Annotated in this window: 14 protein-coding genes; 4 read left to right on the top strand and 10 right to left on the bottom strand. The window is 71.8% G+C overall.

Annotated features, from left to right (window positions below; genetic code table 11):
• Window positions 1–64 precede the first annotated feature (64 nt).
• Window positions 65–1,744: a thiamine pyrophosphate-dependent enzyme gene (locus HEQ75_RS11650; protein WP_168030593.1), complete on the top strand. Its 1,680-nt coding sequence runs from the start codon at window positions 65–67 to the stop codon at window positions 1,742–1,744.
• A 37-nt stretch (window positions 1,745–1,781) separates the two neighbouring features.
• Here HEQ75_RS11650 and HEQ75_RS11645 read toward each other — a convergent pair whose 3' ends face one another.
• Both HEQ75_RS11645 and HEQ75_RS11640 read right to left on the bottom strand, forming a co-directional pair.
• The gene (locus HEQ75_RS11645; RefSeq protein ID WP_168030590.1) at window positions 1,782–2,486 is read right to left on the bottom strand and encodes a calcium-binding protein; all 705 of its coding nucleotides are present in this window, start codon (window positions 2,484–2,486) and stop codon (window positions 1,782–1,784) included.
• 98 nt (window positions 2,487–2,584) lie between these two features.
• Entirely contained in the window at window positions 2,585–4,372 is a 1,788-nt protein-coding gene (locus tag HEQ75_RS11640) for a gamma-glutamyltransferase family protein (RefSeq protein ID WP_168030587.1), read from the bottom strand.
• A 135-nt stretch (window positions 4,373–4,507) separates the two neighbouring features.
• On the opposite strand from HEQ75_RS11640, the gene phnN reads away from it, so the two are divergent.
• Entirely contained in the window at window positions 4,508–5,038 is a 531-nt protein-coding gene (phnN, locus tag HEQ75_RS11635; protein WP_235961519.1) for a phosphonate metabolism protein/1,5-bisphosphokinase (PRPP-forming) PhnN, read from the top strand.
• Here phnN and HEQ75_RS11630 read toward each other — a convergent pair.
• The 8 genes from HEQ75_RS11630 to phnG are packed head-to-tail and all read right to left on the bottom strand — an operon-like array spanning window position 4,977 to window position 11,195.
• Window positions 4,977–5,648 (bottom strand): DUF1045 domain-containing protein, encoded by a 672-nt coding sequence (locus HEQ75_RS11630; RefSeq protein ID WP_168030581.1) that lies wholly within the window; start codon window positions 5,646–5,648, stop codon window positions 4,977–4,979. The genes phnN and HEQ75_RS11630 overlap by 62 nt on opposite strands.
• Entirely contained in the window at window positions 5,648–6,787 is a 1,140-nt protein-coding gene (locus HEQ75_RS11625) for an alpha-D-ribose 1-methylphosphonate 5-triphosphate diphosphatase (protein WP_168030579.1), read from the bottom strand. Before HEQ75_RS11625 ends, HEQ75_RS11630 begins: the two co-directional genes overlap by 1 nt.
• Window positions 6,784–7,482: a phosphonate C-P lyase system protein PhnL gene (gene phnL / locus HEQ75_RS11620; RefSeq protein ID WP_168030575.1), complete on the bottom strand. Its 699-nt coding sequence runs from the start codon at window positions 7,480–7,482 to the stop codon at window positions 6,784–6,786. Before phnL ends, HEQ75_RS11625 begins: the two co-directional genes overlap by 4 nt.
• Window positions 7,479–8,252 carry a phosphonate C-P lyase system protein PhnK gene (gene phnK, locus HEQ75_RS11615; RefSeq protein ID WP_168030573.1) on the bottom strand — a complete coding sequence of 258 codons (774 nt, stop codon included), beginning with the start codon at window positions 8,250–8,252 and terminating at the stop codon, window positions 7,479–7,481. Before phnK ends, phnL begins: the two co-directional genes overlap by 4 nt.
• On the bottom strand, window positions 8,249–9,100 hold the full coding sequence (locus HEQ75_RS11610) for an alpha-D-ribose 1-methylphosphonate 5-phosphate C-P-lyase PhnJ (protein ID WP_168030571.1): 852 nt from the start codon (window positions 9,098–9,100) through the stop codon (window positions 8,249–8,251). The genes phnK and HEQ75_RS11610 overlap by 4 nt, the downstream gene beginning before the upstream one ends.
• Window positions 9,097–10,167 carry a carbon-phosphorus lyase complex subunit PhnI gene (locus HEQ75_RS11605; RefSeq protein WP_168030569.1) on the bottom strand — a complete coding sequence of 357 codons (1,071 nt, stop codon included), beginning with the start codon at window positions 10,165–10,167 and terminating at the stop codon, window positions 9,097–9,099. Before HEQ75_RS11605 ends, HEQ75_RS11610 begins: the two co-directional genes overlap by 4 nt.
• 3 nt (window positions 10,168–10,170) lie before the next feature.
• Window positions 10,171–10,740: a phosphonate C-P lyase system protein PhnH gene (gene phnH, locus HEQ75_RS11600; RefSeq protein ID WP_168030567.1), complete on the bottom strand. Its 570-nt coding sequence runs from the start codon at window positions 10,738–10,740 to the stop codon at window positions 10,171–10,173.
• A complete protein-coding gene (phnG, locus tag HEQ75_RS11595; RefSeq protein ID WP_168030564.1) occupies window positions 10,737–11,195 on the bottom strand; it encodes a phosphonate C-P lyase system protein PhnG in 459 nt (152 codons plus the stop codon). Before phnG ends, phnH begins: the two co-directional genes overlap by 4 nt.
• Window positions 11,196–11,391: 196 nt before the next feature.
• Here phnG and phnF point away from each other — a divergent pair, with 196 nt between their 5' ends.
• On the top strand, window positions 11,392–12,156 hold the full coding sequence (gene phnF, locus HEQ75_RS11590; protein ID WP_168030562.1) for a phosphonate metabolism transcriptional regulator PhnF: 765 nt from the start codon (window positions 11,392–11,394) through the stop codon (window positions 12,154–12,156).
• The gene (locus HEQ75_RS11585) at window positions 12,157–13,299 is read left to right on the top strand and encodes an alpha-D-ribose 1-methylphosphonate 5-triphosphate diphosphatase (protein WP_168030560.1); all 1,143 of its coding nucleotides are present in this window, start codon (window positions 12,157–12,159) and stop codon (window positions 13,297–13,299) included.
• Window positions 13,300–13,413 lie beyond the last annotated feature (114 nt).

The raw sequence follows: 13,413 nt of genomic DNA, 5'->3' as shown, positions 1-13,413 counted from the left end.
GGAGTAGGCGCGCCGCCAAGGGCAGGCTAAATCCCCAGGGACGGAAACCCAGGGGAGCTCAGGCGTGGCGCAGAACGGGATCGAGGCACGGACGGGCGGGCAGTTGCTGGCGGATGCGCTGGTCGCCAATGGCGCGACACACATCTTCGCCGTGCCGGGCGAAAGCTACCTCGATTTGCTGGACGGCCTGTACAACCAGCGCAACCGGGTGGAGCTGGTGACCTGCCGCTTCGAGGCGGGCGCCATCCACATGGCCGAAGCCCATGGCAAGCTGACCGGCAAGCCCGGCGTCGCCATCGTCACCCGCGGCCCGGGCGCCTGCCACGCCGCCATCGGCGTGCATGTCGCCTTCCAGGACAGCACGCCGCTGGTGCTGCTGGTCGGCCAGATCCCGATGAACGAGACAGACCGGGAAACCTTCCAGGAGGTGGATTACCGCCGCTTCTTCGGCCCGATCGCCAAATGGGTGACGCAGATCGACGAAGCCGCGCGGATCCCGGAACTGATCGCCCATGCCTTCGATGTGGCGGTGAGCGGCCGCCCCGGCCCGGTGGTGGTCGCCATTTCCGAGGAAATGCAGAAGCACCTCGCCAGCGTGCCGGATATCGGCCCTTGCCCGGTTATGCCGGCGCATCCGGCCCCCGCCGCGCTGGCGCGCATGATGGACATGCTCGGCCGCGCGGAACGGCCGCTGGCGATCCTGGGCGGCAGCGGCTGGACCGCTGAGGGCCGTGCCGCGATCCGCGACTTCCTGGTGGGCAACGACATCCCCGTCGCCGTGTCCTTCCGCCGGATGGGGCTGTTCGACGGCACCGCCGCGCACTACGCGGGCGACCTTGGCGTCGGTGCCGATGCCGGGCTGGTCGCCAAGGCCCGCGAATCCGACCTGATCCTGGCCTTCGGCACCCGGCTGGGCGAGCCGGTGAGCCAGGGCTACACGCTGTTCGACTTCGCCGGCCGCCAGCCCATCATCCAGGTGCACCAGGACCAGGCGGAGATCGGCCGGGTGCATCGCGTGGCGCTCGGCATCACCGCCGACGTCAACGCCTTTGCCCATGCCGCCGCGGCCTTGCCGCGCATCGAGGCGCCGCGCTGGGGCGCCTGGCGCCAGGCGCTGCGGGCGCAGCGGGAAGCCCAGGCGGTGCCGCCGAGCTACGAGGGGCCGCTGAACCTGGCCGTGGCGCTGCAGGAACTGGAGAAGGTGCTGCCGGCGGATACGATCTACACCTCGGATGCCGGCAATTTCGCCACCTGGCCGAACCGCTTCATGCATGTCCGGGAGGGCCAGGATTTTCTTGGGCCGACCAATGGCGCCATGGGCTACGGCATTCCCGCCGCCATCGGTGCGGCGATCACGCATCCCGACAGGACTGTTGTCTGCTTCGTCGGCGATGGCGGGGCGCTGATGACAGGGCAGGAGATGGCGACCTGCTTCCACCAGGGCGCGGCGCCGATCATCCTGGTGTTCAACAACGGCATGTACGGCACCATCCGCATGTACCAGGAACGCACCTATCCGGGCCGCGTCTCCGGCACCCAGCTGACCAACCCCGATTTCCGCCTGTTCATCGAGGCCTTCGGCGGCCATGGCGAGGTGGTGGAAGCGACGGAGGAGCTGGTGCCGGCCTTCCAGCGGGCCAAGGCCAGCGGCAAGGCGGCGATCATCGAGATCCGCATGAACCCGGAGCAGGTGACCAACCGCGCCACCATCGCGCAGCTGCGCGCCCAGGCCGCCAAGGCCTGACGCCGGGAGGCGGCGGGACCCGGCGCGGGTCCCGCTCCTACCCCAGGCGGATGGTCTCCAGCGCGGCGAAGCTCAGCGTCTCGCCCTTCAGGGTCAGCGAGCCGCTTGCCTCGGTCCGGTTGCCGGCGGCGTCGAAGAAGCCGAACAGGCCATCCCCCAGGCTGCGCAGCTCCAGCCCCCCGGGCAGGTCCAGGCACATCCGCAGCGTGCCTTCGTCCAGCGTGGGCAGGTGCAGCGTGTCCTGGCCCGTGCCGCCCTCGAAGCGGTCGCTGCTATCGCCGGGGCGCCAGATGTAGGTGTCATCCCCGGCACCGCCGAAGGCCTGGTCCGGCGCGCCGTCGCCGGTACCGCCGCTGATCACGTCATCGCCGCCGAGGCCGGCATTGGAGGGGCTGTCGCCATGGATGGTGTCCCGCCCCGCGCCGCCATCCAGCGTGTCGTTGCCGGAGAAGGTCAGCACCGCCGCCGGGTCGCCGCCGATCGCGGCGGCGGCGAAGACATTGTCGCCATGGATCCGGTCGTCGCCCTCGCCGCCCGCGGCGCTGTCATCGCCCTGGCCCATGTAGAGCACATCATTGCCCGATCCCCCGGTGAGGGTGGCATCGGCATCGCCATGGTCGACATGGAACAGGCCCGGCGCCGGCGCCGCATCGGGGTGGTCAGGCGGCGGTGCGCCGCCGGTCACGCGCGCCAGCGCCGCCTCGTCCAGCGTGCGCCTGCCGTGGAATTCCTGGTCCGGCATCGCCGTTCTCCTGCCCTGTCACCCGGACAGCTACAGGCAGGCGAGACCATCGCGCCAGTTGCGCGCCGCCTTTCGTCGCGACAGGTGCCGCCTATGGCTCAGCGCCCGACCGCGTAGCCCTGCATGCCGCGCGGATTGGCGCCGGCGAACAGTTGGCCGTCCGCTTCCTGCCGCGCGCCGGTCAGCCTGCCCTCGGACCAGTCGCCGCCGACATCCACCAGATGCCCGCGCGCGGTCAGCAGGCGGGCCACCTCCGGCGCGTAGCGGCCTTCGAGCACCACCTTGCCGGGGCGGGCGACGCGCGGCCAGAAGCTGCTCGGCCAGTGTTCGGTGTGGAAGGCCGGCGCGTCGATCGCCTGCTGGATGCCCATGGCGTGGTCCACCATGCGGGTGAACATGATGGGCTGCCACTGGTCCTGCTGTTCCCCGCCCGGCGTGCCGAAGCTCATCCAGGGGCGGCCGTCCTTCAGCGCCATGGCCGGGGAGAGCGTGGTGCGCGGCCGCTTGCCGGGCTTCAGGCCGTTCGGCAGGCTCTCATCCAGCCAGAACATCTGCCCGCGCGTGCCGAGGCAGAAGCCCAGCCCCGGTACCGCCGGGGAGGACTGGAACCAGCCGCCGGAGGGCGTGGCGGAGACCATGTTGCCCTGGCTGTCGATGACGTCGATGTGGCAGGTGTCGGCGCCGGAGACGCCGAGCCGCGCAACCGTCGGCTCCCCGGCGCCGGGCGCGCGGGTCAGCATTTCCACCCGGCTGATCGCGTCGTGGTCGACCCAGGGGGTGGCCATGCCGGGCAGGGTGCCGGGGCGGAGGTCGAGGCTGGCGGCCTCGCCCACCAGGGCGCGGCGCTCCGCCGCGTAGTCGTCGGACAACAGATGGTGGATCGGCACGTCGACGAAATCAGGGTCGCCGTAGAAGGCCTCCCGGTCCGCGAAGGCCAGCTTCATGCATTCGATGACGGTATGGGCATATTCCTCGCCCATCGGGTCCATCCCCGCCAGGTCGAAGCCCTCCAGCAGCGCCAGCGTCTGCAGCATGGCGGGCCCCTGGCTCCAGACGCCGCATTTCAGCACGGTGTGGCCGCGGTAGTCGCGCTTCAGGGGCGCTTCCTGGCTGGCACGCCAATGGGCCATGTCGTGTGCCGTCAGCACGCCCTTGTGGCGGCGGCCGGAGGCATCGAGCATCTCGCTGGAAGCGAAAAAATCGCCGATCGCCTCGGCGACGAAGCCGCCATACCAGGCGTTGCGGGCCGCATCGATCTGCGCGATCCGGTCATGGCCCGCCGCCTCCGCCTCCCGCAGCAGGCGTTCCCAGGTGCGGCCCAGGGTGGGGTTGGCGTAGAGGCCGCCGGCGACGGGGCCGCCATTGCGCAGCCAGATTTCCGCCGATGTCGGCCATTCGGACTCGAACAGCGGCTTCACGGTGTTCAGCGTGGCGACCACGCGCGGGACGTAGTGGATGCCGCGATGCGCATAACCGATGGCGTAGGACAGCACGTCGCGCAGCGACCAGGTGCCATAGTCGCGCAGCATCAGCGCCCAGGCGTCGAAGGCGCCGGGCACCATGGCGGGCAGGAAGCCGGTGCCGGGGATCAGGTCCAGCCCCAGCCCCTCCTTCACATGCGCCACGCTGAGCCCCGCCGGCGCCACGCCCTGGCCGCAGATCACGCGCTGCGCGCCGGCCTTGGCGTCGTGCAGGATGATGGGGCAGTCGCCGCCCGGGCCGTTCAGATGCGGCTCCGCCACCTGCAGCGTGAAGCCCGCGGCGACGGCCGCGTCGAAGGCGTTGCCGCCCCGCTCCAGCACCGCCATGCCGACCTGGGAGGCGATCCAGTGGGTGGAAGCGACGACACCGAAGGTGCCGGCGATCTCGGGGCGCGTCGTGAACATTGCGGGACGAATTCCGGTTGGCGACTTGAGGTGGCCGATAGGCGCAGGCAGAAGCGTCACGGTCAATATTGCGGTGCATCAGGACAAATGCTGGTTCCGGTGGTTGGGCCCTCCGGGGCCGGGAAGGACACGCTGATGCAGGCAGCCCGCGCGCGCCTGGCGGGCGATGCGCGCTTCGTCTTCGCGCGCCGCTGCATCACCCGCCCGGCGGAGGCCGGCGGCGAGGACCATCTGCCGATGACGGAAGACGCCTTCCTGGCCGCGCGGGACGCCGGCGCCTTCGCCCTGTGGTGGCCGGCGCATGGCCTGTTCTACGGCATTCCCGTGGCGATGGAGGCGGATCTCGCCGCCGGCCGCGTGGTGGTGGCGAATCTCTCGCGCGCCGTGCTGGCCGAAGCGGCGGCGCGCTATCCGGTACGGGTGCTGAACATCACCGCGCCGCTGCCGGTGCTGGCGGCGCGCCTGGAAGCGCGGGGGCGGGAGGATGCGGCCGACATCGCCGCCCGCCTGGCGCGGGAGGCGGCGCTGCCGGCGGGTCTCGACATCGCCACGGTGCTGAATGACTCGACCGTGGCGGAAGGCGCGGCGCGGGTGCTGGCCACGCTCAGCCAAGCAGCGGCAGACGCTCGGCCAGCAGGAAGGGCGCGCCCGGCCCCGACTGGGTGAACAGGCACAGCTCCGTCACCCGCCGTTCCAGGCCGGGCGCCTCGCCCAGATGCGCGGTGACCGCGGGGCGCACCACCGCCATCTCCTCCGCCGTCAGGCGGCGCGAGAGCGTGACGTGGAACCACCATTCCTCGAAGACGTAGTGGTAGCCCCAGCGGTGCAGATTGGCGCGCTGGCGATCGGTCATGCGTTCCGGCCGGCGGCGGGCGATCTCCGCCGCGTCGGGCGGCAGGCGATGCGCATCCAGCCCGGCGACGCAGGCATCGGCGAAGGCCTGCAAGGCGGGGGAGCGTTCGGTCTCCAGCAGCGCCAGGAAGCCGTGGTGTTCAGCCACCTGCAGCGGCGGCAGGGCAAAGGGCGCGGTGCGCAGCGCCAACGCCAGCGCATCCTGCCGCAGCGCCGCCCAGCTCGTGGCGAGGCGGAAGGGTGGCTTCACCGTGGCGTGCAGGCCGTAGCCGCGCGCCTCCCGGGTGATCTCCGCGATGTCGAGGCCGGGCAGGGCGGGCTGCGCCAGCGTGGCCCCGGTCTCCGCGTCCCGCCCCAGCCAGGCCGAGCCCAGCCGGTGCAACGGGTCGTCCAGCCGCGGCGCCCAGTAGATGGCCGCGCGCATCACGCGATCCGCTCCCCGGCGCGCCACACCTTCCGCACCACGGCGTGGCCCTCATGCGGGCGGATCTGCACCAGGTCGGCGCGCAGCCCGGCTTCCAGCCGGCCCCGATCCGAAAAGCCCGCCATGCGCGCGGCGGTATCCGTGATCATGGCGATGGCCGCCGGCAGCGTCGTGTGGCCCTGGCCGGCGGCGAGCCAGGCGGCCTCCACCATGGCGGGCGGCACATAGTCGCTGGCCAGCACATTCACCGTCTGGTCCTGCATGAGGTCGGAGACGGCGACATTGCCCGAATGGCTGCCGCCGCGGACGATGTTGGGCGCGCCGGCGATCACCTGCACGCCGAGCCTCTTCGCCGCCTGGGCGGCTTCCCGGGTCACCGGGAACTCGCTGATGGTGATGCCGTCCGCGGCATTGCGGGCGATGCCTTCCGGGCTGTCGTCATCATGGCTGGCCAGCGGCAGGTGGCGATGCGCCACGCGGTCCAGCAGCCAGCGGCGGTTCGGCTCCAGCAGCCTTTCCCGAGTCTCCAGCAACTCGATGATGCGCTTGTCGACCTGCTCGGCCGTCTTGCCGTTGCGGATGCGCATCTGGCGGTAGCGCTCCACGTCCCGGTACTGCCCGACGCCCGGCGAGTGGTCCATGAAGCTGACCATGCGCACCAGCGGGTGGTCAGCCGCCATCTCCACCAGTTCGCGCATGTCCGCGGCCGGGATCTCGCAGCGCAGGTGCAGGAAATGGTCGGATTTCAGCAGGCCGGTGCCGGTCAGCGCGTCCAGGTCGTTCATGCCTTCGACGAAGGTCTGGGTGCGGCCGACATCGAAGCCGAGGTCGCCCAGGCAAAGCGCGTCCAGCACCGTGGTCACGCCGGCGGCGGCCGTCTGGCTGTCATGCGCCAGCATGGCGGAGCGCGACGGCCAGCGCGCGGTCGCACGCGGCTGCACCTGGCGTTCAAGATTGTCCGTGTGCACATCGACGATGCCGGGGATCAGGTGGTCGCCGTCCAGATCGATGGCGCCGGGGGCGTGGCTGCGGCCGGGCTGCACTTCCGCGATGCGGTCGCCGCGCAGCACCAGCGTGCCGTACAGCACCTCATTCGCCAGGACGAGTTGCGCGTTGGTCAGGATGGTCTCGGGGGTCATGCGGCGTCCTGCATGGGGTGGACCTCGAAGAGCCGGTCGGCCACGAGGTCGCGAATCTCGGTGTCGTGGAAGATGCCGACCAGCGCGGCGCCGCGGGCCTTGGCCTCCGCGATCAGGCCCACCACCACCTGGCGGTTGGCGGGGTCGAGGCTCGCGGTCGGTTCGTCCAGCAGCAGCACCGGGTAGTCGGCGGCGAAGCCTCGGGCCAGGTTGATACGCTGCTGCTCGCCGCCGGAGAAGGTGGCCGGCGGCAGGTCGTGCAGCCTTGACGGAAGGTTGAGCCGGGTGAGCAGGGCGCTGGCGCGGGCGCGCGCCGCCTCCGCCGGCACGCCGCGGGCGCGCAGCGGTTCCGCCACGATGTCGCGGGCGCCGATGCGGGGGATGACGCGCAGGAACTGGCTGACATAGCCCAGCGTGTCGCGCCGGATCTCCCGCACGAGGCGCGGATCGGCAGCGGCGAGGTCCACCGGCGCGCCATGGTGGCGGATCAGGATGCGCCCGGCGCCGACGCCGTAATTGCCGTAGAGGCAGCGCATCAGCGTGGATTTGCCGGCCCCGGAAGGCCCGGCCAGCGCCACGCATTCGCCGGGCGCCACGCTGAAATCCACGCCGTCCAGCACGGGGATGCGGACATCGCCCTGCAGGTGAAGGCGAAACGCCTTGGACAGGCCCTCGGTGGCCAGGGAGAAGCTCATGCCGCCAGCACCGAGGAGACGAGAAGTTGCGTGTAGGGGTGCTGCGGGTCGTCCAGCACCCGGTCGGTCAGCCCGCTTTCCACCACCACGCCATGCCGCATCACCAGCATCCGGTGTGCCAGCAGGCGGGCGGCGGCGATGTCATGCGTGACGATCAGCACGGCGAGGCCAAGGTCCGCGACCAGGGCGCGGATCAGGTCCAGCAGCCGCGCCTGGACGGAGACATCGAGGCCGCCCGTCGGCTCATCCATGAAGACCAGCTTTGGCAATGTCACCAGCGTTCTGGCAATCTGCAGGCGCTGCTGCATGCCGCCGGAGAATCTCGCCGGGACCTCGTCCATGCGCGCCGGGTCGATCTCGACGCGGGTCAGCCAATGGGAGGCTTGTTCCCGGATGTTGCCGTAATGGCGGGCGCCGGTGGCCATCAGGCGTTCACCGATGTTGCCGCCGGCCGAGACCGCCATGCGCAGCCCATCGCGCGGGTTCTGATGCACAAAACCCCATTCGGTGCGCATCAGGCGGCGGCGCGCGGCCTCCCCCATGCCCAGCACATCCTGGCCGAGATAGGAAACCTCGCCGCCATCGGGGCGCATCAGGCCGGAGAGAACCCGGAGAAGCGTGGTCTTGCCGCTGCCGGATTCGCCGACGATGGCAACGACCTCACCCGGGTGGATCTCAAGGTCCACGCCATCCAGCGCGGCCACGCGGCCGAAGTGGAGGGTGAGGTCCCGAGCCGTCAACAAGGGGGCGGTCAGCAGGGGCGTGCTCATTCCGCCGCTTCCCTCACCGCCTGCCGCTCCGTGCAGAAATCCGTGTCGGAGCAGACGAAGATCCGGCCGCCGACATCATCCGTCAGCACCTCGTCCAGATAGGTGTCGCGCGACCCGCAGAGTTCGCAGGTCTGCGGCGCGCGGATGGGGCGGAAGGGGTGGTCGTCGAAATCCAGGCTCTTGACGGAGGTATAGGGCGGCACCGCGTAGATGCGCTTCTCCCGCCCGGCGCCGAACAATTGCAGCGCCGGCATCTGGTCCATCTTCGGGTTGTCGAAGGCCGGGATCGGGGAGGGCGACATCAGGTAGCGGCCATTGACCATCACCGGGTAGCTGTAGCTGGTGGCGATGTGGCCGTGGCGGGCGATGTCCTCGTACAGCTTCACATGCATCAGCCCGTAATCGGCCATGGCGTGCATGCGCCGCGTCTCCGCGATGCGCGGCTCAAGCCTTCCCAGCGGCTCCGGGATCGGCACCTGGTAGACCAGGATCTGGTCCTCCCGCAGCGCGCGTTCCGGGATGCGGTGGCGGGTCTGGATGATGCTGGCTTCCGCCGTGCGCTCCGTCGTCGCCACGCCGGCGACGCGGCGGAAGAAGGCGCGGATGGAGACCGCGTTGGTGGTGTCGTCGCTGCCCTGGTCGATCACCTTCAGCACGTCGGTCGGGCCGAGGATGGCGGCGGTGACCTGGATGCCGCCGGTGCCCCAGCCATAGGGCAGCGGCATCTCGCGCGACCCGAAGGGCACCTGGTGGCCGGGGATGGCGACGGCCTTGAGAATGGCGCGGCGGATCATCCGCTTCGTCGATTCATCCAGATAGGCGAAATTGTAGCCGGGATCGTGGCTCATCGCCCGGCCTCCACGCTGGCCCGCATGGTGCGGACATTCTCCAGTTCCGACTGGAAATCGACGTAGTGCGGCAGCTTCAGGTGCTCCACGAAGCCGGTGGCCTCCACATTGTCGCAATGCGACAGCACGAATTCCTGCTGCTGCGCCGGCGCCGTCGCGGCCTCGCCCAGCTCTTCGGCCCGCAGCGCGCGGTCGACCAGGGCCATGGACATGGCCTTGCGCTCGCCATGGCCGAAGACCAGGCCGTAGCCGCGGGTGAATTGCGGCGGCTCCGTGCGGCTGCCCTTGAACTGGTTCACCATCTGGCACTCGGTGACGGTGATGTCGCCGAGATCGATCTCAAAGCCCAGCTCCGGCGGGGTGAAGCCCACGGCGACTTCGCCCATGCGGATCTCGCCGACGAAGGGGTGGTTGCCGCCATAGCCGCGCTGGGTGGAGTAGCCGAGGGAGAGAAGGAAACCCTCGTCGCCACGCGCCAGCGCCTGCAGCCGCAGCGGCCGGTCGGCGGGGAAGGAAAGGGGCTCCCGCGTCAGGTCGCCCGGCTCCGCCTCCACCGGCGCTTCCCGCTGCATCAGCCCCTCGCGCGCCAGCATTTCGGTCACGCGCGGCGAGGGGGCGGTGCTCGCCTCGGCTTCCGGTGCCCCGCCTGGCGACCCGCCCGCGGCAGCCAGACAAAAATCCAGGAGGCGGTGGGTGTAGTCGAAGGTGGGGCCGAGCACCTGGCCGCCGGGCAGGTCCTTGTAGGTGGCGCTGATGCGCCGCTGCAGCGCCATGGCGTTGGTGTCGAGCGGCGTGCTAGCGCCGAAGCGGGGCAGGGTGGTGCGGTAGGCACGCAGCAGGAAGGCGGCCTCGATCAGGTCGCCGCGCGCCTGCTTCACCGCCAGCGCCGCCAGCCCCCGGTCGTGGCAGGAGCCTTCGGCCATCACCCGGTCCACCGCCAGGCCGAGCTGCGCCTCCACCTGCGCCGCCGTCAGTTCCGGCAGGTCCGGATTGCCGCGGCGAACCTCCGCCAGCCAGGCATGGGCGGCGCCGATCGCACGCTCACCGCCCTTGGTCGCAACATACATGGCTCAGCCTTCCTCGATCGCGACGCTGCGCGGCAGGGCGGCGATGGCGTCCCCGGCGCAGAGCACCACGTCCACGCCGCAGGGGGCGCGGCGGCGGTTGGCTGCCCAATCCGCCAGGAAGCCCGGCGGGGCGCCGGTGACGCGCAGCGCCTGGCTGTCCCGGATGCCGGGGCCGGAGAGGCGCCAGCCCGGCGCCGATTCCAGCGCCGCGACGTCCAGCAGCAGCGTGGCGCCACGCTCCGGCTCCTCCTCCGTGCCAGGGAACAGGTCGCCCAGCCGGGCGGCGGGGTCCAGCACGAAGGCGGCGGCGCCGGCGGCGGCAAAGGGGGCGCCGCAATGGAAGCGAACCCAGGCCTCGGCCTCCGGGCCGGCGGCCAGGCACAGCGGCGTGCCGGAATCGGCCAGGGTCAGCAGCAGCGCGGCGGCGGCGGGCGACAGGCCCGGCGGCGGCTCCGGCAGCGGCGGCAGGCGCTGCACCTGGCCGGGGCGGCTCATCGCCGCCAGCACGGCGCGGAAGGCGGCCTGGGCGTCCAGCACCGGGTCGGCGAAGCCGGGAAATCCCGTCCCGCTCATCGCATCTGGGTCATGGTGAAGAACTCCACGCGGGTGGCGGCGGCACGCCGCGCCTGGGCTTCGCGCCGCGCCGCCTGGGCCGCAGCCAGCGGCGCGATCACCGCCGATTCGATCGCCGGGCGCCGGGCGGGGTCCTGCAGCAGCGCATCCAGCAGCGCCGCCAGCTCCGCCTGCCGGGCATCGCGGCCGGCGACGTAGCCATGGCCGACTGTGCCATCCTCCAGCCGCACGGCACAGCGCGTGACGGTCATCTCGCCGAGGTTGAAGGGCGCGCCGTCGCCCCCGGCGCGGCCGCGCACCATCACCAGGCCGGTCTCCGGCCCGCGCAGGCGGCGATGCGGCGGCGGCGCGGGCAGCGCTTCCAGCCGCCCGGCGATATCGGCGGCGGCGGCGCGGGCCAGGATCGACATCCAACGCTGCCGGCTGGCGGTCTCAACCTCGGGGGGGCTGCTCATCTGGGGCGTCTGGACCATCTCGATGTCTGCGGACTGGCCCGGAAGGGAGGACCATCGAAGGGGCGATCATCTGGCGATCATCTAATGTATAGACAACTAGTCATCTGCCCCGGTAAGGTCAAGCAAAACTCGCATGGGGCGCCGGCAAGGGGTTTGAAGTTTGCATGACGGAACGCAGCAGCAGGAGCCAGGGCGCATGAGCGGAAGCGGGCAGGGAGAGGATGCGCCGCAGCCGGGGCTGACGCTGGCGCGGGGCCAGGGCATCGCGCTCTGGCGGCAGATTTCCCAGCGCCTGGAACGCGACATCGCCACCGGCGCCCACAAGCCCGGCGGCCGCCTGCCGACCGAGGCGGAGCTGGCGAGCGAATACCGCGTCAACCGCCACACGGTCCGCCGCGCGATGGAGGAGCTGGAAGGCCGCGGCCTGGTCCGCATCGAGCAGGGCCGCGGCAGCTTCGTGGCCGAGGATGTGGTGGATTACCGGCTCGGCCCCCGCACCCGCTTTTCCGAGAACATCCGCCGGCAGAACCGCGAGCCGGGCGGCCGCGTGCTGCGCATCGTCGAGATCGCGGCGGAGACCGGCCTGGCCGAGCAGCTCGGCATCCGCCGCGGCCGCCCGGTGCTGGTGGTGGAGCGCATGGGCCTGGCCGATGGCCGGCCGCTGGTGCTCGGCACCCACCATTTCCCCGCCTCCCGCTTCGGCCGGATGGCAGAGCTGCTGCGCGCCAACCCCTCCATCACCGCCGCGCTCGCCGCCTGCGGCGTGCCGGATTACCGTCGCCGCGTCACCCGCATCACCGCCCGCCTGCCGACGCCGGAGGAGGCGGACCTGCTGCAGCAATCGCGCAACCGGCCGGTGCTGGTGGCCGAAGCGGTGAACACCGATCCGGAGGGCGAGGTGGTGGACGTCACCTTCAGCCGCTATGCGGCCGGCCGGGCGCAGCTTGTCGTGGAGTCGTAGATGGAATCCTGGTCGATCGAGGGCGGCACCGCACTGCTGGAGGGTGCCCTGCGCCAGGCGGCGGTGGCGCTGGCCGGCGGCATGGTGGCCAGCGGCCCCGGCGCCGATGCCCGCCGCTTCGATGCGACGGGGCTGCTGGTGCTGCCGGGGCTGGTCGACATCCATGGCGATGCGCATGAGCGCCAGATGCAGCCGCGCCCCGGCATCGGCTTCCCGCCCGGCCTCGGGCTGCGCGATTCGGCGGCGCAGCTGCTGGCCGCTGGCATCACCACCGCCTGCCTGGGCGTGACCCTGTCCTGGGAGCCGGGGCTGCGCGGGATCGAGGCCTGGCGCGCCACCCTGACCGCCGCCGAGGCGGCCCGCCGGGCCGGCGCCACCGACCTGCGCATCCATTGCCGCTTCGAGGCCGACAATCTCGACGCGCTGGAGGAGCTGCTGGCCGACATGGCCGCCGGCCGCGTCGCCCTGCTGGCCTTCAACGACCACACGCCCGGCATCGTCCGCCGCCTGCCGGACCCGGCCAAGGCCGCCGCCTATGCGCAACGCGCCGGGGTGACGGTGGAGCACTTCGCCGCGCTCGCCCACCGCGCCGCCGCCCGGCGTGGCGAGGTGCCGGCCGCCCAGGCGCGGCTGGCCGGTGCCGCCCGGGCCGCCGGCATTGCCATGCTCAGCCACGACGATGCGACGCCGGAGACCCGCGCGCATTTCCGCGGCCTCGGCGCCGCGGTCTGCGAATTCCCCATGTCCGAAGCCGTGGCCCAGGCGGCGCGCGCGGCCGGGGAGCATGTGGTGATGGGCGCGCCCAATGTGGTGCGCGGCGGCAGCCATATGGGCTGGGGCAGCGCCGCGCCGATGGCGGAGGCCGGGCTCGTGACCATCCTGGCCAGCGACTATTACTGGCCCGCGATGCTGGAGGCCGCCTTCGTCCTGGCCGGCCGCGGCGTGCTGGACCTGCCCGCCGCCTGGGCGCTGGTCTCCGCCAACCCGGCGGAGGCGGCGGGGCTGGCGGATCGCGGGCGGATCGCGCCCGGGCTGCGCGGCGATCTGGTGCTGGTGGAGCCTGACCGCCGCGCGCCGGTCGCCACCTTCTGCCAGGGGCGGCTCGCCTGGCTGGCGGCGGGGCAGGCGGGGCGGCTGGGCTGAGCGAGCCCGTCCGGCTTGCGCCGATGCGATTTGCGGATGGCGGTCATCCCAGGCGATGATTCGCCCTGGTGATGCCGCCGGTCCATCTGGTGCATCGAACCAGGAGGAGCGCCC

Origin of the sequence: Falsiroseomonas selenitidurans (assembly GCF_012103215.1) — a bacterium.
GTDB lineage: Bacteria > Pseudomonadota > Alphaproteobacteria > Acetobacterales > Acetobacteraceae > Falsiroseomonas > Falsiroseomonas selenitidurans.
The sequence above is the reverse complement of the archived record's forward strand: the minus strand, read 5'-3'. Positions and strand labels throughout refer to the sequence as shown.

Coding starts and splice junctions, on each gene's coding strand:
- phnL (WP_168030575.1), bottom strand. CDS start 7,482: ATGAGCTTCTCCCTGGCCACCGAGGGCCTGTCCAAGGCGTTTCGCCTT.
- HEQ75_RS11645 (WP_168030590.1), bottom strand. CDS start 2,486: ATGCCGGACCAGGAATTCCACGGCAGGCGCACGCTGGACGAGGCGGCG.
- phnF (WP_168030562.1), top strand. CDS start 11,392: ATGAGCGGAAGCGGGCAGGGAGAGGATGCGCCGCAGCCGGGGCTGACG.
- phnN (WP_235961519.1), top strand. CDS start 4,508: ATGCAGGCAGCCCGCGCGCGCCTGGCGGGCGATGCGCGCTTCGTCTTC.
- phnK (WP_168030573.1), bottom strand. CDS start 8,252: ATGAGCACGCCCCTGCTGACCGCCCCCTTGTTGACGGCTCGGGACCTC.
- HEQ75_RS11640 (WP_168030587.1), bottom strand. CDS start 4,372: ATGTTCACGACGCGCCCCGAGATCGCCGGCACCTTCGGTGTCGTCGCT.
- phnH (WP_168030567.1), bottom strand. CDS start 10,740: ATGAGCGGGACGGGATTTCCCGGCTTCGCCGACCCGGTGCTGGACGCC.
- HEQ75_RS11605 (WP_168030569.1), bottom strand. CDS start 10,167: ATGTATGTTGCGACCAAGGGCGGTGAGCGTGCGATCGGCGCCGCCCAT.
- HEQ75_RS11625 (WP_168030579.1), bottom strand. CDS start 6,787: ATGACCCCCGAGACCATCCTGACCAACGCGCAACTCGTCCTGGCGAAT.
- phnG (WP_168030564.1), bottom strand. CDS start 11,195: ATGAGCAGCCCCCCCGAGGTTGAGACCGCCAGCCGGCAGCGTTGGATG.
- HEQ75_RS11630 (WP_168030581.1), bottom strand. CDS start 5,648: ATGCGCGCGGCCATCTACTGGGCGCCGCGGCTGGACGACCCGTTGCAC.
- HEQ75_RS11610 (WP_168030571.1), bottom strand. CDS start 9,100: ATGAGCCACGATCCCGGCTACAATTTCGCCTATCTGGATGAATCGACG.
- HEQ75_RS11585 (WP_168030560.1), top strand. CDS start 12,157: ATGGAATCCTGGTCGATCGAGGGCGGCACCGCACTGCTGGAGGGTGCC.